The following is a 19325-nucleotide window of genomic DNA, read 5'->3' as shown; positions in this document are numbered from 1 at the left end:
CAAATACCTTGTGTCTTTTTAAAAACTTCAAAACCCTTCACCACACACACTTATTTTTAATTCCTCACACGCCAGATTTTTCTCATAGCGATTAACCGATAATGCCTGTCTTCATCAGAAATTTCCCCCTCCCACAGCGGAGGGTTTTCTGTCGTAACCTCGCGGTCATAGCGCTTGGCTCCCCTGCAGAGAAGCGTAACGGCGAGCGTCCCCTTATCGTTATCGTATTCGAACTTGGCGCTCGCGATCCCTTCGACTACGGGCTGACGTCCGCTTCCGGCCGTCACATCCTCCACATAGAAAAAGCCTGAGTAGGCGTAGACCTCGATCGCCCGCACCAAACAAAGCCTATCGTATTGGGCGATGAAGACATGCCTTGAGGCCCTGAACTTAATCTTATTCGAATGGACGACTATCCCTTCCACGAAGAACGGCAGTTTGGAGGCGGGAAAGGCAACCCAGGACTTTAAATTTCTTATGTTGCCTCCACCAGCTAAGATTTGACCCGAAGGAAGCTCTCCTTCGAAAGAAACTTCCACGGGATCGCCGCTTGTCACGTCGCAAGACTCCTCGGCCGCACAATAAGTCGATACGACATACACCACCCTCAGACGCTCGATCAAACTAATGTTCTTGACACTCACCGGACCGTCCCAGGAGGCAACCTCGGGATAAAGGCTGTAACCACCAATCTTAAAGGCACTTTGAAAACCTGCTTTGTCGTCGGGTACGCCGAGGCCCGCATGGAGGAGGGGCCTCTCCAAGACGGCCATAACCGTCTCCCCTCTCTGATGCGCCACCGTCGTATCTTTCACCAGCTCTTCATGCTGGAGGAAGACGTAAAGCAGTGAAACGCCAGCTCCGCCTACGATTGCAACTATCACCGCCACGATCAAAAGCTCGGTCAGTGTGAAAGCGCGCCCTTTTTTCATCTACCAATAAATATAATAATAACTCTTACGGCGCCGAGGCGTCGGCATAAGGGCTCATCAGTCTCTCCGCCTCCGCGGAGCGAGGCCCCATTATCGAACGCCAGGTCACCGTTACGCGCACTGCCCTGGCCTCGGAAACGTCGTTTGAGGCGACCCAGCTCAGGCTATAACCGCCGACTATTTCCGAACCGGAGCCCAAGGTCGAAAGGTCTTCGGCCTCGAGCTCTTCGAGCTTGCTTAAAGCCAGGCGCGCAGCCGTGCCGTATCCGCCCACAAAAGAAGATAGCTGCATGGACGAAATTGCCACTGACATGAGGGGCAGCAAGGCGACAACGATCAAAAACATGGCTACTATCATTTCGATGAGCGAAAAGGCCCGCCTCGAACACAGCATTTTTATTTCGTCACGATCATCCAGACGTAATTTTGACCATTGTAGTAGCTTGGTGTCGTAATATCGTTAGGTGCAGGAGCTGAAACACTATCGGTGCCATAGAGAGCCACATCTTTTGCGATCCCCTTAAGGGAGTTTTTGATGGCGTCGTCCTCTATCTTCCCATAACCCACAAAAACCGCACTGCCATCCTTAACTACGTAGAGATCCACTGAAACGCCATCGGCATATTCTCTATCTAAGTACTTGTCTAAACTTACAGTTACCCACTGCCAAGTGTCTGTCCCACCACCCGGCCACTTGTCGTTATCGGCGTAATACATGAGGGCAGCGGCTTTCAAATTCCTAAGGTCGCTCACTATCTTTGTGGCCTCGGCCTTGCCTCTGCCCCCGCCCATCGTGAGCATCAAAGTGCTGGCCAATATCCCGATGATGACCATGACGATGAGCAGTTCTACCAACGTAAAACCCTTCCTCACAACACTAGTCCCTTTCACCTTCATCCCCCTCATTTGAAGATTCATAGTTCTCAAATCCATACGCCTTTAAGTCTTCGCTGCTGCTTTATCATCACCTCCTTCGCGGCAGGTGCTACATCATGGCCCGTATCGTCGTCACGATGGGCAGGTATATGGAAAGCACTATGATGCCCACCGCGCCGCCTACGAATATTAAAAGGATCGGTTCCAAGACGAAGGTCAGGCGTTTCACTTTCTCGTCGAGCTCAACCTCCACTAAGTCTGCCGCTTTTCCGAGCATCTCCTCCAAGCGACCCGTCTGCTCTCCTACGGAGATCATGTGCGATGCCATGATCGGGAACGCTTTAACCCGAGAAGCCTCTTCCCCCAAAGATCCTCCGCGGCGCGCCGCCTCGCTCAAGGCTTTGAAGGCGCTCGAAAAGAGGGCGTTTCCCGTTACCCCAGCCGTCATATCTAAAGCCTGAAGGATCGGCACCCCCGCCTCGACGAGGGAAGAGAGCGTGCGCAGGCTCCTGGTGAGAGCTATCTTGTGGAGGATGTCGCCTACGATTGGGAGTCTGAGCTTTATTTTGTCGAGGACAGGGCGCGCAGAGGCGCTCTTGCTCACGAAATAGAGCGCTGCACCTGCGCCCAAAACGGCGAAGGCCGGCACATACCAGTGCTCCTGCAGCCAAAGCGACACCGAAAACAAAACTCTCGTAATTACAGGAAGCGGCACACCCAATCCCCCGAGGATAACGGCGAAACGGGGCACTATGAACGCAATCGTAAAGTAAGCCACAAAGAGGGCAAAGCACAGCACAAAAGCCGGATACGTGAGGGACGAAACAATCTTCTTGTGCAGCGCGTCCTGCCATTCTAAGAACGAAGCGAGCCTTCCCAAGCTCTCGTCCAGTACGCCCCCTTCTTCTCCCGCCTTTACCATGGCCACCATTAGGGGGGAGAAGATTTTTCCCATGCTGAGGGTCTCATGGAACGGATGCCCCCCGTCGATGAGCCCTTTCACCTCGACCAGAGTGCTCCCCAAGGGGGCGTTTGCGGTCTGTTGAGAGAGCACTTCCAGGGCACTCCCCAAGGGCACGCCGGCTTTGGTCATCGTGGAGAGCTGGCGGAAAAAGACTGCCTTGTCCCGCAGGCTTACGGTGGAAAGGAGCTTCAGGTGTTCCCATAACGATGATTTTCTCTCCTTCGCCTTATCCTCGCGGATGTGTACCGGGATCAGCTTCTGCTGGTGCAGCTGCTGGACCACATGTTCTATTGTCTGGGCCTGGAGTTTCCCTTCGACTGCGCCGCCTTCCATGTTCTTTGCACGGTAATAAAACAGCATCTTTTCTATCCTCGCCCCTCCGGCCAGCTTGCAGCGATCTCGAACACAAGACGTTCCAGGTCTTTAGTGTCATGGGCATAAACCCTGGCCGCGTCGTAGGATATCACACCGTCTCTTACCAGCCTCGCCAGATCCTGGTCCATTGTGTGCATGCCCGAGGATCTCCCCGTCTGCATAAGCGTCTTCGTTTGTCCCACCTTGGCCTCTCTGATGCAGTTTCTCACTGCAGGCGTGGCCAAAAGCAGCTCTGTGGCCACAATTCTTCCTCCGCCAGCTACCGGCAGGAGCTGCTGGGAGCATATGCCTATGAGGATGTTGCTCACCTGGACGCGTACCTGTTGCTGCTGATGTGCAGGGAAGACATCTACGATGCGGTCTATCGTCTGAGCTGCGTCAGGCGTGTGCAGCGTCGATAAGACCAAGTGCCCGGTTTCAGCAGCGGTGATGGTCGTCGATATCGTCTCGAGGTCCCTCATCTCCCCTACCATGATGACATCCGGATCCTGGCGGAGGACCCTTTTGAGGGCGCTGGCGAAGCTCTTCGTGTCGGCTCCGACCTCCCTCTGGGATATGATAGACTGGGTGTTTTGAAAGAGGTATTCAATGGGGTCTTCTATAGTGATGACATGGCATCGTCTCGTATCGTTTATTTCCTTTACAATTGCCGCCAGCGTCGTGGACTTGCCGCTTCCCGTGGGACCGGTGACGAGGAAGAGCCCTCGCTCCCTTTTGGCAACGTCTTTGAGGAGCCGAGGCAGGAGGAGCTGATCTATGGAACACGCTTGAAACGGTATCATCCTGAGGGCTATAGAAAGGTGCCCTCTTTCGATGAAACAATTGCCCCGAAAGCGCGCTCTCTTTCCGCTTTCGGCCGTGAAGGAAAGGCTGAAGTCGAGCTCCCACTCATTTTCCAACCTCGCAAGTTGTTCTTCCGTCAACAGTTCTCTGACCAAAGCCCTCACGTCTGCGTCGGCAAGCGACTCGACTTCTTCGGCGAATTTTAGGTCACCGTCTATACGAAAGGCAGGCGGCACGCCCACCGCCAGGTGTAGATCGCTGGCAGAGAGGCTCAATGCTATACTCAGCAAATCGCTAAGATGAAGTCTGAGCCTCATAATCTCATCCATCACTGCATAGCAACCTCAAGAGCTTCTTCCAGGCTCGTTACGCCTTTTACAACTTTGCGCACAGCAGCATCCTTCAGTGAGCGCATGCCTTCGCGCTCGGCAGCATCCCTGAGCTCATTTAAAGGGGCAGCCGCCAAAAAGAGACTGCGCAGTTCGTCGTTCATCACCATGATCTCAAAAATGCCCGTGCGCCCTTTATACCCCGTGCCACGGCAGAAATCACACCCTACAGGTCGGTAAACGACAGGCCCATCGGGCAAGCCCAGGCCTTTGCTCAGCTCTGGTGATAGGTTATAAGGCTCCTTGCACGCCTCGCAGAGCTTCCTCACCAAGCGCTGAGCGATTACCGCCACAACAGAAGAGGCCACAAGGAAGGGCTGTATCCCCATATCCACGAGGCGGATCAGAGAGCTCAGCGCATCATTCGTATGGAGCGTAGAAAGGACCAAGTGCCCGGTGAGGGCAGCGCGTATGGCTAAGGAGGCCGTCTCAGCATCGCGGATCTCCCCTACCATGATCTTGTCGGGATCCTGTCTTAAAATCGCTCGCAGCGTATCGCCGAAGGTCACACCCGCCTTCTCGTTTATCTGAACCTGATTGACGCCGGAGATCGTGTATTCCACGGGGTCCTCTACCGTCACTACGTTGACGTCTGGCTTGCTTACGATCTCGAGGATGGAATAAAGGGTTGTAGACTTGCCGCTTCCCGTGGGACCGGTGACTAATGTCAAGCCATAAGGAACTGCTACGATGTCGTCGATGAGCCTTTTTTCATCATCCTCCAGACCGAGGAGCTCGAGTCCCACTTTGGCGGCAGCTGGGTCGAGGACGCGAATTGCCGCCTTTTCCCCATTTATCGTGGGAAGGGTAGAAACCCGCAAGTCCACTCTGCGCTCATCGGTCTTTATGAGGATGCGCCCGTCTTGAGGGCGTCGCTTCTCGGCGATGTCCATATTGGCCATGATCTTGATGCGCGAGACGACGGCGGGGTGCAAATTTTTAGAGAAATCCACACTGTCGAATAATGCACCATCCACGCGGAAGCGCACTTTCGTGGATTGCTCGAAGGGCTCTATGTGTATGTCCGAAGCCTCCTCTCGCACCGCCTGCTCTATGATGTTGTTGACTAGCCTTATGACAGGCGCATCGGTTGCGCTCACCTCTTCTTCCCTTTCGGAGTCCCGAACCTGCGTTTGCGCGACCTCCATCATGGCCTCCTCTATTCTCCCCTTAACAGAGTAGACGGATTCGAGCGCCCTGCGGATATCCGAGGCCGTGGCTATATTCACCTCCGCCTCCATGCCCGCCAGCATCCTAACCTCGTCCAAGGCGAGGATATCAAGCGGCTTCGCTGTAGCCACAATTATGCGGTTATCCATGACGCTTAAAGGGACCACCTCAAGCCTCTTTGCCGCAGCCTCGGGCAGAAGGTTCAATGCCTCAGAAGTCGGACGAAGGCGAGAGAGAGAAACGAGGGGAAGTCCCAGCTGCGCAGAGAGCGCCTGGGCGAGCTCCATCTCAGTAATGTGCTTCTCCTCGAGGGGGATCTCCCCCAGATGCAGGCCTGAGACCCGTTGCTCTTCAAGCGCCTCCTTCAGTTCTCTTTTGGCAACAGCCTCCGCCTTGATCGGCAACTCCCCCAAGTGTTGATGTTCACGATTCTGTTCCATACCGTCGACTCACCATGTCAATTTTTGATCTGCCAGTAGAGCACATGCATTTCCATAGGTTCACCGTACCTTATCGCCACCATGCTTTCTACCACAAGCTCTTTCTCGTCTTTGCCTATGGCTTTGGATCGGATGACGAAGGCGTGCTCTCCTTTTAGAGAACTGCTCAAGAACGTCAACTCGTCAGGTGAGATTGCAGCAGAGGTGCCATCCGGCGTGCTGGACGACGTTGAAATATCTCCCGAAAAGACTCTGACCGGTGGCAGATTCCCGGAATAAACTGCAGAATCGGGGTTATAGTTGCAGTCAAGGATAGTTACCTCGACTGTTATATCGGGGGATGAAATCGGAACGCTCAAGTTGAAGGCCAATTCCTCCCCTGAAGTCTTGGTGACCGCCAAGCTGCCGAGCTCCCCGGTATAGGATTTTTGCTCGCTATTGAGGGAATTTCGGCTCTCCCAAAGTCGGGCTTTACCCCATTCGCTGCCTGACTGGGCGGCGTTGTAAAGTCGTTCCCGCTCTGAAGCTATGGAATAAATGGAAAAGCGATTTGTGGCCAGCTCCATCATCACCACCGCCAAAGCAGAAAGGGCAAGCATTATAGCCAAGACAAGAGGCAGCGCAAAACCTTTTTTCTTGTTTCCCATATTTACGGGCTTTTTTGTCGTCACCTATCTCGAAGCCGGCCCCGAAAACAGGATAAACATTGCGCACCGACATTGACTCGCTACCCAGTTGTATCTTTTATCACTTAATGCCCATGGCGGTCGATATCTTCCAGCTATATTAGCGTGGAATCGGGCAGGAAAATACAATGGTGGCGCAGCCTCTATCGACCGACGAATCAAGAACGAGGGCTTTATCTCCAACTCAACATTCCCAAAAATTACGGGGCCTTTACTTTTTGTGTTTTTGACAACCTTGAGACCATTCCCACCCAGCGATGCCTCTGGCAAGCCCGCTCCTTTATCCTCCACTACCTCCACTACCTCCACTGACCCCTAAACATGTCAATCTAAAGTTTAGGTTGTACGTTAAGGCTGATTTAGAGGTGCCGTGTATTTATCACGTACAAGCATACCATAATTTAGGGCAAGACGACGTAAAGGCTTGTGTATTGCCAAAGGCTGTTTATCGCACCGCGATCTTGTGCCTAAATATATTTTCTCCGGTGCTGACCCGAGGCCGTTTGAAAACTTCTTTTAACACCATTCGCTCTTGAAGTTTTAGGAAGTTGCAAGAAACCAAAGGGGCTAAAAACACAAAAAGTAAAAATCTCACCCTGAGGTTTTACACTGACGCAGTAATTTCGGCGGTGCCTCCACTAACTACCGCCCCCGCTGTTTCCGTTCCGATTTTCACTTTAAGGGTGATGTCGTTTGTCCCGTTGCTGGTATCCGCTGCCGCCGTTGCCGTGATCTTCTTGGCCGTAGATGAATTGTGGGTATATGTTAGGCCACCAGTATGAGTTGTTGTGCTTGTAGCGTATTTGCCAGGGTTAACATCGTTGAGATATTGCAAGGTTATAGCTGTCTCGTTAGGGACGTCCAATGCTTCGATAGCGTTTACTGTAACCGTGACCGTATCGTCAGCCGCCACATCCGCCATAGCCGCAGTTGCAAGACCGAAGCAAAGGCCCAACATTAAAGCTGCTATTATCGCCTTTTTCATCTTTTTTTCACCTCCTTTCCTACGGTTGATTTAATTAAAAGCTATGATGCAATACAGTCCCACCCCCTCTCATCCTTGGGGTCAGGTCTTTACTTTTTGCCTTTCTTAAGGCCCCCTAACTCTGTCTTACGACAGAAGGCGCGCGAAGGCCCAGGTGCTTTCACCTGGCAGCAGGCTTTCCCTTGCTTTCGCCAAAAGTCTTTCAGCACAAGTCCACGTCATAAATCCACCACCGTGTAAACTACCGTAGCGCTGTAAGCGCCAGGAGGAACGGCCAAGGATATCCCTGAAACCTTGTATTGAACGGGAATGCCCGTCTTGTCTCCGCTTCCCTCGAAAAAATCGGCCTCAAGCGCTCCGATAGTTACATAATTAGTTCTGCCGCTTATAGCACCTGCCCCGGTTCCTTCTCCTGTCCGCTTCAGCTGAAGCGTCACCCCGCTTGGCCACGAAGTGCCACTTTTTCTCACCTGCACCTTCCACGCATCGTCGTTTCCGGTGGTACCTGTTATATTTATCATTGTAACGCCGCTTTCACTCTCGTAGCTGTCTTTTAAGTTAGTTAAGTTAGTCCCAACGCCGCCGATGAGGTCTAAAGAGGTAACCGCAAGGTTACACCCTCCTGTGACACCTATGCTAATAGCAGCAAAAAGGGGGGACTCGCACATGAATAAAATGCCTGCACAAAATAAAGCCCCAAAACCCCCTTTCTCACGCTTGCCTCACCCCACAGGTTTAGATCTTTGCTTTTTTGCTTTCTTTAAGCCTCCCTTGTCCTAAGTGTGACATATCCTTAAAAACGTTCTGATGCCGCCTAAAACGAACAATCTCTGAGCTTGTAATCTCTTAAGAAAACAAAACGACCCCAGGCATATCTCTCCTCTTTATGCCTTCGGGGTCGGTCGCGCCACTCGCTCCCCTCTGCACCAGCACCCGCCTCATATCCGCAGAGGTTCATCGCTTCCCCATAGCATGTATAAATTTATTTGCGCCTTCATATCACAAAGACACTTGCCCTGTCAATGGGTTTTTCGTTTTTATTCAGTTAAGAAGATTCACCTGCCGCAGGAACTACGTCTATAGCGTGCTCTGCTACGACCACTGACACCTTTTCCTTCTTAGCTTTAGTCGATGCGAGGCTCGCCATGTTTATCAGGTCAGCCATCATATGGTTTAAGTTGCCGTTAAAGCGAACGACCTTGCGCCGCCCACCAGCTACACCAGCAGAAGCAGTAACCTTGACCCCAACAGGCCACCACCCCCAGGAGGATAGGGCAGCGAGCATCATATTGGCTAATTCCTTGGCCTCCCATATGCTCTTGGTGGAAAGCACTACAAATTCATCTCCTCCGTAGCGGTATATCTTATCCGTCTCCTCGTCTATGATACCCCGAAAGATATGCGCGGCCTGCCTAAGGACTTCGTCACCCTTCACGTGACCGAACTCTTTGTTTATAGCCCCAAAATTATCCAAGTCTATAAAAATGATGGCTATCTCTTTTCCTTCTTGGAGCATCTCAACGGCTCTGTGCTGCAGGCATTCCGCTCGCTCGAAACCCGTCAAGAGGTCCGTATGCTTGCCCAGTTCGCCGTAGAGGAGTTTCTTCGTCACCAAGCCGACGACTTTGTCATCTTCGATCACTACGAGCTTCTCTATGCCGTTGAATTCCATGGCTTCTTTCGCTTCCCAGAGAGAACAACCCGGATGTGTCGTTATCACCGTTTTCGTCATTGCATCAGCCGCTAATCTATTGGAATGAACCCCCCTGATATCCCTGGAGGTGATTATGCCCACGAGCTTTCCCTTCTCGATAACGGGCAGACATCCGATACCACACTCTTCCATGATCTCAGATGCTTTCTTTATGGACTCGTATGGCGCGATGGTGATTATCTCCCTCGTCATAATGTCCTCTACCGTGAGATTCATCATCACAGCTCCACCTCCCGACTTATGTTGGCGGCAAAGCTGACTCTGACGCGCACGATGGCCGTTTCTGTAGCCAACCTCTCGCCCTCGCCGAGGAGAAGGGGCAACAGCTTTTCCCTTGGGATGGCCTTCAGCAAGGCTCTCTTTATCGATGCCGCCTCGAAGGTCGGATGGTCCAGCGTCACTATTTCGTATTCCTCTGGTGCTATAGCGCTTATCAGCCTGCGCATGGCTTCTTGCCCGATGGGCGCCTTCTTCCCTATAAGCAGAACATCGTCCACTATAGGGTTCTCAAAAGCAGAAAAGCTCATCGAAACATCTACCCTTCGCGCAGGCAACTCACTACCACCTCTCTTGGGGTCAGGTCTTTATTTTTTGTGTTTTTGCTGCGTTTCCACCATTTGTGATTTATATTACCACACAAAACCCACTTTAAACAAAAGGTCTAAATGCTCCTTTTGTCGCAAGTGTCTACCCAACGCTTTAAGGCTCAGATGTTAATTTTCATTAACGTTAGGTTTTTGCTTTTTGCCTTTCTTATGGCATCTTAACTTCCCTGCCTTCTACACCTTATCTCTTACACTTCAAGTCTCTTCTTCACATTCATGGAAGGAGTCTGCTGAGCGTCTTTTAGTATTCAAGTACCTTTAAAACTTCTGGCTTCGATTTGGCGTCGAGTATAGCTTCTAAAGCTGCGTCGAGTTTTGCTTCGTCGTTTACCGAACGTATCTTTTCTTCTTCCCAAGGTGTTAAGCCAAATTTACGGTGAAGCTGTTTTATTAAGGTGGTTTGTTTGCCTTCTATCTTGCCCTCCATTTTACCTTCCATCTTGCCTTCCATCTTGCCGCGCTTTATCAATCTCTCAGCCAGTGATGGCATCAGTTCTTCACCTCCGAGCTTCTTTGCTATTTGCTGTATGGTCTCTTCTTCTACGTCCAAGGCGTAAACCAAGTACCAAAATAAAGTCAGCTTGTCCCTCTCGGGCAGCAATATTATATCAGTTATGCCCATGATGCTGGACACATCTTGGCGGGGTACGTATTTCATAAGCTCAAGGCTTGCGGCGAGGAAAGGGTTGCCTTTTGCTTTTTGCCTTATCTCTTCGTCCGAAAACAGGCTCAAGTCGATTAGGGCGCACTTAAAATCAGGCACGTAAGGCTTTACCGCTTCTTTTAAGTTCGCAAACTGACCTTGGAAATTTATAGGTATGTTCCACTCCTGTGCGCCGTGGTATATGACTACGGGTATTATAGGCGTTAGCGGTTTATTTTCTTTCTTCTGTTCGTCCCATGTCACGTACATATAGCCCAACATTTGAAGCAATACGCCTGAATCGGGGTAGGACTTGTGCTCGAATATGAAATAGACTTGGGCTTTTGCGTCGCCCATATTGCACTCTACGGCCAAGTCCATGTGACACTTCGTGTATCTCCTGACCCTTTCCGTCGGAAGCATCTTCATATTGTTTAAACTGATTCCTAAGGAAAGCTCCTGAGGCAAAAACTCCTCGATGAACTGCCTTACGTTCCTTTCGTCGGACATGATGCTTTTAAAGAATCTATCGTGAGGGTCCTTAGGAGATAGGTCTTTTTCTTTCATGAAAGATGCCTCCAAATCTAATAGACATCAAGTTCTTACATCGACGCCGCTTATTTTACGCGAAAAACTACAGTGGAAGTGGATGTGAAAGTGAGGGAGATGAGGATTAGTGGAGGCTAAAGAATACAAAAAGCAAAAACCTGACCTGATCCCCGGGGTTTGAGTCATTTCGAAATTTCTGTAACGGTTCTTAAAAAAATTCCAAAGCTGTGAGAGATATTCCGTTCCGGACAAATATTAGCACCAATTGTCCTCGCTGCTTCAATTTTGGCAAGACCGCATTTGAAATAACCATGTTTTTTGAGAATTTTCTCGAAGGACTCCCAGGTGTTTCGTATGGCATCGGGATCTCTGAAACCTTTTTTCGAGGAAATGTTTTCCTTGATGCGAGGATAAGCCCTCTTTACGGCATCCCAGTCGCCAAAATACCAGGCTTCCAACTCTTCTATAGCTATCCGGTTAGCTATCTGCCATGTCTTGCCGCCTGACTGCCTTCGGGTAGCAAGGCCCGCGTGACGTGCCGCGTCTTCCAACTGTCGCTTGAGTTTCAGGCAATCTTCATCGTCGCGATCGACTATAACTATGATGCGCCAGTCCGAAGGCAGCCATTTGGCGTAGCCTTTAAGACGCGCCTCAAGCTTATTGAGGAGGTCTTTCTTGCCCTGAAAATGCACAATCTTGAAAGTCTGGTCCTCTCGAAGTAACGATGGTAGAAAGGCCTGCAGGAAAGCCTCCATGGAATGCTCCTCTACGATGATTTCAAGGTGGCTTGTCCTCATTTTCGAGGTCTCTCCGTTCTTCGCATCTTCTGTGTGTGTGTGGGTTCCCCCTCGTTGGCCAGGGGATCTCCGACACCGAACAGCCCTTCTATCCAGAGGTACCCCAACGTGGCGCCTTCGGAAATAAATTCGCGAATTCCAGGTATATCCGAAGCCCTGCAGGTTTTGGTATATCCTTGCTTGTCTCGCCACAAAATCCTGACTTCTTCCGGTCGCAGCGGGTCAAGGAAAAAAGGCGAATGAGTGGTAACCAAAAGCTGCGTACGATCTACGGCATTGCGACACTCCTCCGCAAGTTCGGGCAAAAGCCTTGGATGAAGGAAATTCTCAGGCTCCTCTATTCCTATGAAAGGCGGAGGCGTTGGGTCATAAAGCAGAACCAAATAGGCGAGCATTTTCAACGTCCCGTCCGAAGCGAAACGGGCGAGAATCGGTTCGCTGAAAGGCGCATCCTTGATCTGCAGCAAAAGCCTCCCATCGGGCATGGATTCAGCCAAAACGCTTTCAATGCGCGGCACTCGCCGGCGAAGCGTAGAGAAGATCAGTTCCAGACGTTTGGGATATAGTTCCTCCAGGTGCTGAATAACGTTGGCCAGATTGTCTCCCGTCTTGGTAAGTCTTTCTTGCGGTCCTGCCTCTGGTTGTCCGCGTGTGCTGTCCGTAGAAAGATACGAGACATACCACCCGGTGATAAAATCGCGCAAAGCCGCCACCCTTGGGTGTTCCGCAAATTGGCCAAGCGCGTTGACCGCCAGCAGATCGGGCGATTTGAGAGGACTTTCGATGCGTTTGTCCTCTTTATCCGGTAATTCACCACTAATTGCCTGACCCTGCCCTTCGCGGTATTCCAGGAAACGAAACGGTTTGCCTCTCCTTCCACGTCGCCACTGAAGCCATTCCTCCACGACCACCGGTTGTCGGTTCTTTTCGTCCACAGCCAGATGGTAGGTGATAAGCGGATAACCTGGTTCCCTGTACTTGATTTCCACGACGACAGGGCCGTCACACCCCCTCGTCTTGATCTCCTTTGCGCGACCGCGCTTGTCCCAGGCTCGCCGGAGTCCCATTTCAAAACACTCCGCCAAGAAAGCGAAGACGTCGAAAACAGTGGATTTTCCACTGCCATTTGGGCCAAGCAGCACTGTGAGGGGCGTCAGTTCCTTCATTTCGGTATCCTGCAAAGCCCTAAAATTATTGACTTTCAGGTACTCGATACGGGCAGGAGCTTTCTCCTTTTTGATTTCAGAAGCGTTGGAAATCAAGGCAATCCGCCTCCCTACGCCATAGGACAACCTCAAAAATCACCCGATTACAGACCATCCGATGTTAAAACATGTCGTAGCACATCCGAACACGGGAAATAAGCTCGCTTACCTCTTGACCTACACAAAACATTGATAATCAACACTGTGTTATATATAGCACTTGCCATCAACATCAAGAGGCTTTTCGGCACACCCGGAAGGCACGTCTTCAATACGTCTTGTTTTATATTTATATCATCATCTTACTCGGCGTTCATGTCTTCCATGGCTACGATTCCCACAGGAAATGAACATAACATCACCTCCGCTGCAGCGGGCATAATTCTCGCTGCTATAGTAACGATGCTTTTTATAATCGTTTTTTATCCCTACCTAACCAAGCCGGTCTACTGCCCAAAAAGATAAGAACTTTTATGGCCTTCATAGTGATGGAGGTCAAAATAATAATTAAGGCTACAAACCCGGTCAGGATCTATTTTGGCGCGCCCGGGGAGACTTGAACTCCCGGCCTTTGGATCCGGAGTCCAACGCTCTATCCGCTGAGCTACGGGCGCACCTCTTGTGTCGTTAAATTACTACCTTCCTTTTGTCCTGTCAAGCTTCACCCGGTACGCCGTCAAGTCGCCAGATGTTGACGAAGTTTCTCTTTTGGGATATCGTCATAAAGCACCTTCGGTTCCGTCAAAAAGGGCGGAAAGGCGCGTCTTCGTCAACAGGATAGAGAAGCAAAAGATCAAGAGACCAGGTCGGCGCATCCGCAGCGAAAGACGCTCCGTGTATAAAATGGTCAAGTGCGGCACATGGCGAGCATTCTCCGCAGAGCGGAGAAATTATATATATCACGGAGGTGTTTTAAGGTGGAGTTCACATACAAACTGCCCACGGATATCACATTCGGCCCCGGGAGCATAAAAGCCATCCCCGAAAAGGCAAAAGAGGTCGGCGCAAACCATGCCTTTGTGGTAACAGATAAGGGCGTCAAGGCAGCGGGCATCCTGGATAAAATCCTAAAACTATTGGACGAAGCCCAGATCAAGACCACCGTCTTCGACAGGCTTGAAAAAGAACCCACGGTGCTCTCCATCGGAGACGCGACAAAAGAACTCGCGAAAAGCGGCGCTCAAGTTGCCATAGGCGTCGGCGGCGGCACGTCCATGGACACCGCTAAGGCGGCCGCCTTCTTGGTGACCAATGGCGGAGGCATACTGGACTATGTAGGCGTTGAGAAGGTTAAAAAGCCCGGCCTTCCCGTGATCGCCGTCCCCACCACCGCCGGCACTGGGAGCGAGCTCACGAGGTTCATAGTCTTCACCGGCGTCGACGTGAGGACTAAGCTCACCGTAGGAAGCTACCTCACAATGGCAAAATATGCCATTTTGGACCCCGAGCTCACATTGACGTTGCCGCCCAAAGTCACGGCCGGTACGGGCATGGACGCGTTGACCCACGCCATCGAATCGTACGTAAACACGACAGCCCACCACATCTCTGAGCCGCTCGCCATGCGCGCTATAGAGCTCGTCGCAAAGAGCCTGCGGAAGGCCGTGGCGAAGGGCACTAACCTACAGGCCAGAGAGGACATGCTCGCCGCCAGCGCCCTCGCGGCCTTGGCGTTCAACTCTACAAGGTTGGGCATAGTACACGCCATGTCGCAGCCGGCCGGCGGCCACTTCGATATACCCCACGGGATAAGCAACGCCATAATGCTGCCTCCTGTCATGGAATATAACCTCATGGGCAACATCGAAAAATATATAGACATAGCCGTAGCCTTCGGCGAAGACATAGAGTTCCTCACGCCTATGGAGGCGGCGGCGAAGTCGGTAAAGGCCATAAGGGACCTGATGGAGGATATCGGGATAACCGAGCGCCTCGGCGACTTCGGCGTAAAGGAAAGCGACCTCGACATGCTGGCCGACGAAGCACTCACCAGCGGCAATGTGCCGTTGAACCCGAGATTCCCCTCTAAGGCGGACATAATAGAGATTTACAAGAAAGCGCTATAGCGAAAGGTAGCGACGAAAAGCGGGGAGGTGCAACTGCATTGCTGGCAGCGATACTTTATGGTCCTAACAGATTGGAATTGACCGAGATCGAACGCCCAGCGATCGGCGATGACGAGATATTGGCGAGAGTGCTGGCGGCGGCTATATGCGGAACTGACTTTCGCATCGTATCCGGCAAGAAGACGAGGGGCATCCACTATCCTTCGATAATCGGGCACGAATTGTCGGGCGAAGTTGTAGAGGTGGGCAAAAAGGTTTTGGAATTCAAACTGGGCGATAGGATCGGCGTAGCCCCCATCGTGCCGTGCAGGAAGTGCCTTTACTGCCGGATAGGGCTCGAAAATGTCTGCGCAAACCGGCAAGCCATAGGCTACGAGTTCGACGGAGGCTTCGCCGAATACGTCCGCATACCTGCTGTGGCTCTCGAAAGCGGCAATGTCGTGCGCCTTCCCGATTCTATAGACTTCGAAGAGGCTGCAATCCTTGAGCCCTTTGCTTGTTGCATAAACGGCCAGAAGAAAGCGAATGTCTCGGCTGGAGATACCGTGCTCATCATAGGTGCCGGCCCCATTGGCCTCATGCACCTCATGCTCGCAAAGGCTAGAGGGGCCAGAAAAGTCGTTTCGAGCGAACTGTTTGAGGGGAGGCGAAGGCTCGCCGCAAAGTTCGGCGCAGACAGGGTGGTAGACCCCGCTGTCGAATCGTTGATCGACGTCGCAAAGGAAGAGACGGAGATGGGATTCGATGTGGCCATCATGGCAGTGGGTGTAAAAGACCTCGTCGGCGACGTGCTGAAGACGGTCCGCAAGGGGGGCAGGGTCAGCCTCTTTGCGGGCTTCCCCGAGGGAGATACAAGTGTAATAGATCCAAACGTCATTCATTACAACGAGATCATCGTCACGGGGGCGAGCTCCTCCACCAGGCAGAATTTCATTGAAGCTATGCAGATGGTCGAATACGGCATGGTCAATTTAAAGCAACTCATTTCCCACAGGTTTTCTTTAAGGGAAATAAACAAAGCCTTCGACGTGGCCAAATCTGCCGAAGGCGTGAAGATATTGATAGAACCATAAAGCCACAAAGGGGAGATGCAGCTTGTCTTTAGGAAAACAGATTCGCCTATCCCGCTTACTTAATCCTAAATCGGGGCGCATATTTGTGGTGGCCTTCGATCATGGCGTCAACAGGGGCGTTTTGCCGGGGATAGAAGACATCAGAGCTAAGCTCGCTGCTGTCGTAAATGCCGGCGTCGAGGCAGTCACATTAAACAAGGGCATCGCCTCCAAACTCTTCCCTCCTCATGCCGGCAAGGCCTCTCTGATCATGAAAGCCTCCGGTTTCTCTCCTTTCCACAAGAGCTATGATGTGCTCTTCGCAGATGTGGAAGAGGCCGTAAGGCTCGGCGCAGACGCCATATCCGTGGGCATCATAATGGGCGACGAGAGGCAGCCTGAAATGCTCAAAGGCTTGGGCATGATCTCCAAGGAAGCCCAGAGCATGGGCATGCCCCTCGTCGCCCACATATACCCGGCCGGTAACCTCATCCCTGAGAGCGAACGCTACAGCGCGGAGCACATAAGCTACTGCGCCCGCGTTGGGGCTGAACTCGGCGTGGACATAGTAAAGACCTGGTACACCGGTTCTCCTGAAAGCTTCGCCAAGGTCGTAGAGGCGTGCCCAACCTATGTAGTCGTGGCGGGAGGTCCCAAAATGGAGAGCAGCATGGACCTCCTGAAAATGACCTACGACGCCGTGAGCGCCGGCGCCTCTGGCGTGACATACGGCAGGAACGTGTGGCAGCATGACGACATTCCAGGGGTGATCAGCGCAGTCAAGGCGGTGATCCACAAAGAGAAGACGCCCGAAGAGGCGGCGAAGATGATAATAAAGGGGTCCTAAGAGTAAAGGCGTCATGAAAGAGGTTCTCTTGGGCATCGACATCGGGGGAGGAGGCATAAAGGTCGGAAGCTTCGACCTGGAGGGGAACCTCATAGGTCTCGTTTCCGAACCGTTGGATAATATTTTTCCGCACCCCGGTTGGGCCGAATCCGAAACCCGACATTGGCTGGAAAGGCTTTCTGCGTGTATGAAAAACCTGCTTTCGGCGTTGGATGGGTATTCGATAACCGGCATAGGCTTTAGCAACATGTGCCCGTCGCTCGTCGCCATGGACGCTGAAGGAAACCCGCTAAGACCGGCTATATTGTACCTCGATACGCGCTCCTTTCGCGAGGCCGCCTTTATACAGGAAAAGGCGCCGCTTGAGTGGTTTTTGGAGGAAAGCGGCAATAGGGTTGCCCCTGGGACCATATCCGGCACCACGATGCGCTGGATCAAAGATAACGAGCCCGAGGTCTATGACTCCGCAGCTATCTTTGGACACGCCAATACGTTTTTGGCGATGGCGCTGACAGGCAATGCCGGCATGGATTATTCCAATGCCTCGCTCACTGGTCTCTTCGACCAAGGAAGAAAACGATCCTGGTCTCCAGCGCTATGCGAGGTATACGGCGTAGACATAAAGAAACTGCCAAAGCTCATTCAGTCGCACGAGATGGTGGGAAGGCTCAACAATAGGGGCGCTCAAATATTGGGCTTATCCAAAGGGATCCCCGTAGCCATGGGAGGGGCCGATAGCGCCTGTTCAGCCTTAGCAGCGGGCGTGGTCGAGGACGGAGAAGTCTTCGAGACGATGGGCACCTCGGACGTGCTCGCAATCTGCATGGAAAGACCAATGTTCGATGCGAGGTTTTTGAATCGCTGCCACACTTTCCCTTCCAGGTGGTTAGCCATGGGGGCTATGGTGGCGGTAGGGGCCGCATTCCGTTGGGCAAGAGACACCCTCGGAGAGGAAGAAAAAGATGTGGCCCACCTCTGCGGCCTCGACGCTTATGATCTGTTGTGTCGAGAGGCAGCCATTTCCCAACCTGGGTCCAACGGAGTCGTATTCCTTCCATACATGTCAGGAGAACGCAGCCCCATATGGGACCCTCACGCTAAGGGTGTATTCTTCGGCTTGAGCCTCAGCACTACCAAAAACGACCTGATAAGGGCGGTGCTCGAAGGGGGTTCTTACGGCCTGAGGCAAAACCTGGAGGCCGCAGAAGATTTGTTGGGGAGGAAGCTTTCCTCCATAGCCGTGGTGGGCAAGGGGGCGAGGAACCCCTTCTTGGCCTCCTTGAGGTCAGAGATAACCGGCGTTGAGATCGTGGCACTCTCCTTTTACGAAACAGCTACGCTCGGGGCGGCTATGCTGGGCGGAGTGGCCTCCGGCGCATACAAAGACTGCCAAGAAGCGGTCAAAAGAGCCGCCCAGAAGAACGGAAAGGCGCACAGGCCGAGCGGGGAGGATAAAGTCATTTATGATGCCACCTACTCTATCTACAAAAGTCTTTACCCAGCCCTCAAGGATAGTTTTAAGGAGCTGAGAGATATCACCCTAATGGCCGGAACTCGGCAGACTTTTGAAAGCACTCGACGGCAGCGATAAACTGTAACCGAATCCATATAGACTATCGAGCTTAAAATGAGTATTATTTGAAACGCAAACATTATGAGAAAGGTGGGATCGAGGATGACCGAACGCAAGGGAGTAGTTACCATGGGAGGTAATCCCATAACACTGGTAGGGCCGGAGCTCAAGGTCGGCGACAAGGCTCCTGGTTTCGTGGTCTTAGATCAAAGCCTCAAGCCAGTGACGCTTAAGGACTTCGCGGGCAAGGTCAAACTTATCTCCACTACTCCATCGCTCGACACATCAGTGTGCGACCTCCAGGTACACCGCTTCAACGACGAAGCCGCCTCTCTCCCAGGCGATGTGGTGGTGCTTAATATCTCTATGGATCTTCCCTTCGCCATCAGGCGCTTCTGCACGACCGGCAAGATAGACAAGGTTATAACCCTTTCAGACCATCGTGACGCCTCTTTCGGCCAAAACTGGGGCGTCCTGATGAAAGAGCTGCGCTTATTGGCCAGGTCGGTCTTCGTAGTGGATAAGGATGACGTAATCCGTTACGTGCAGGTAGTCCCGGAGGCCACCAACCATCCCGACTACGACGCCGCGCTAAAAGCACTTAAAGAACTGCTGTAAGCAAAACCATGGGGAGGGTCCGTTTTTGAACCCTCCCTTTCTGTTTTATACATAAA

Annotated in this window: 19 protein-coding genes and 1 tRNA gene; 5 read left to right on the top strand and 15 right to left on the bottom strand. The window is 52.1% G+C overall.

The genetic code is table 11. The features are described from left to right. Positions 1-56 precede the first annotated feature (56 nt). The 15 genes from EZM41_RS09665 to EZM41_RS09595 form a co-directional block, all read right to left on the bottom strand. Complete coding sequence (locus EZM41_RS09665; RefSeq protein WP_198470889.1) at positions 57-932, bottom strand: PulJ/GspJ family protein; 876 nt, start codon at positions 930-932, stop codon at positions 57-59. A 25-nt stretch (positions 933-957) separates the two neighbouring features. Next, positions 958-1326, bottom strand: coding sequence for a type IV pilus modification PilV family protein (locus EZM41_RS09660; RefSeq protein WP_198470888.1), 369 nt, complete (start codon positions 1324-1326; stop codon positions 958-960). A 2-nt stretch (positions 1327-1328) separates the two neighbouring features. Beyond that, positions 1329-1823: a prepilin-type N-terminal cleavage/methylation domain-containing protein gene (locus tag EZM41_RS09655; protein ID WP_342449290.1), complete on the bottom strand. Its 495-nt coding sequence runs from the start codon at positions 1821-1823 to the stop codon at positions 1329-1331. A 94-nt stretch (positions 1824-1917) separates the two neighbouring features. Beyond that, a complete protein-coding gene (locus tag EZM41_RS09650) occupies positions 1918-3132 on the bottom strand; it encodes a type II secretion system F family protein (protein ID WP_198470887.1) in 1215 nt (404 codons plus the stop codon). A gap of 5 nt (positions 3133-3137) precedes the next feature. Further along, positions 3138-4259, bottom strand: a complete 1122-nt coding sequence (locus tag EZM41_RS09645; protein WP_232619281.1) for a type IV pilus twitching motility protein PilT — start codon at positions 4257-4259, stop codon at positions 3138-3140. After that, positions 4259-5929: a GspE/PulE family protein gene (locus EZM41_RS09640; protein ID WP_198470886.1), complete on the bottom strand. Its 1671-nt coding sequence runs from the start codon at positions 5927-5929 to the stop codon at positions 4259-4261. The genes EZM41_RS09645 and EZM41_RS09640 overlap by 1 nt, the downstream gene beginning before the upstream one ends. A gap of 17 nt (positions 5930-5946) precedes the next feature. Beyond that, positions 5947-6600, bottom strand: coding sequence for a hypothetical protein (locus tag EZM41_RS09635; protein WP_232619280.1), 654 nt, complete (start codon positions 6598-6600; stop codon positions 5947-5949). Between the two features lie 619 nt (positions 6601-7219). Then, positions 7220-7600, bottom strand: coding sequence for a hypothetical protein (locus EZM41_RS09630; protein ID WP_198470884.1), 381 nt, complete (start codon positions 7598-7600; stop codon positions 7220-7222). Between the two features lie 218 nt (positions 7601-7818). Beyond that, complete coding sequence (locus EZM41_RS09625; protein WP_198470883.1) at positions 7819-8268, bottom strand: hypothetical protein; 450 nt, start codon at positions 8266-8268, stop codon at positions 7819-7821. A 377-nt stretch (positions 8269-8645) separates the two neighbouring features. Continuing rightward, positions 8646-9533: a CBS domain-containing protein gene (locus tag EZM41_RS09620; RefSeq protein ID WP_232619294.1), complete on the bottom strand. Its 888-nt coding sequence runs from the start codon at positions 9531-9533 to the stop codon at positions 8646-8648. Further along, entirely contained in the window at positions 9533-9868 is a 336-nt protein-coding gene (locus EZM41_RS09615) for a hypothetical protein (RefSeq protein ID WP_198470881.1), read from the bottom strand. Before EZM41_RS09615 ends, EZM41_RS09620 begins: the two co-directional genes overlap by 1 nt. Before the next feature lie 292 nt (positions 9869-10160). Beyond that, complete coding sequence (locus EZM41_RS09610; protein ID WP_198470880.1) at positions 10161-11129, bottom strand: Rpn family recombination-promoting nuclease/putative transposase; 969 nt, start codon at positions 11127-11129, stop codon at positions 10161-10163. A gap of 164 nt (positions 11130-11293) precedes the next feature. Beyond that, positions 11294-11908 (bottom strand): DUF4276 family protein, encoded by a 615-nt coding sequence (locus EZM41_RS09605; RefSeq protein WP_198470879.1) that lies wholly within the window; start codon positions 11906-11908, stop codon positions 11294-11296. Next, complete coding sequence (locus EZM41_RS09600) at positions 11905-13170, bottom strand: AAA family ATPase (protein WP_198470878.1); 1266 nt, start codon at positions 13168-13170, stop codon at positions 11905-11907. The genes EZM41_RS09605 and EZM41_RS09600 overlap by 4 nt, the downstream gene beginning before the upstream one ends. 481 nt (positions 13171-13651) lie before the next feature. Further along, positions 13652-13727, bottom strand: a tRNA-Arg gene (locus tag EZM41_RS09595). 303 nt (positions 13728-14030) lie between these two features. Between EZM41_RS09595 and EZM41_RS09590 the strand changes: the two genes are divergently transcribed. The 5 genes from EZM41_RS09590 to tpx all read left to right on the top strand — a co-directional run bounded on the left by EZM41_RS09590 (position 14031) and on the right by tpx (position 19269). Next, a complete protein-coding gene (locus tag EZM41_RS09590) occupies positions 14031-15179 on the top strand; it encodes an iron-containing alcohol dehydrogenase (RefSeq protein WP_198470877.1) in 1149 nt (382 codons plus the stop codon). Between the two features lie 38 nt (positions 15180-15217). Further along, complete coding sequence (locus EZM41_RS09585) at positions 15218-16252, top strand: zinc-dependent dehydrogenase (RefSeq protein ID WP_198470876.1); 1035 nt, start codon at positions 15218-15220, stop codon at positions 16250-16252. Positions 16253-16274: 22 nt separating this feature from the next. Beyond that, a complete protein-coding gene (locus EZM41_RS09580; RefSeq protein ID WP_198470875.1) occupies positions 16275-17078 on the top strand; it encodes a class I fructose-bisphosphate aldolase in 804 nt (267 codons plus the stop codon). Positions 17079-17091: 13 nt separating this feature from the next. Next, positions 17092-18669, top strand: coding sequence for a xylulokinase (locus EZM41_RS09575; RefSeq protein ID WP_198470874.1), 1578 nt, complete (start codon positions 17092-17094; stop codon positions 18667-18669). Positions 18670-18753: 84 nt separating this feature from the next. Continuing rightward, positions 18754-19269 (top strand): thiol peroxidase, encoded by a 516-nt coding sequence (tpx, locus tag EZM41_RS09570; protein ID WP_198470873.1) that lies wholly within the window; start codon positions 18754-18756, stop codon positions 19267-19269. The last annotated feature ends 56 nt before the right edge of the window (positions 19270-19325 follow it).

Source organism: Acetomicrobium sp. S15 = DSM 107314, from assembly GCF_016125955.1.
Taxonomy (GTDB): Bacteria; Synergistota; Synergistia; order Synergistales; family Thermosynergistaceae; genus Thermosynergistes; species Thermosynergistes pyruvativorans.
This window is presented reverse-complemented; position numbering and strand designations above follow the sequence as displayed.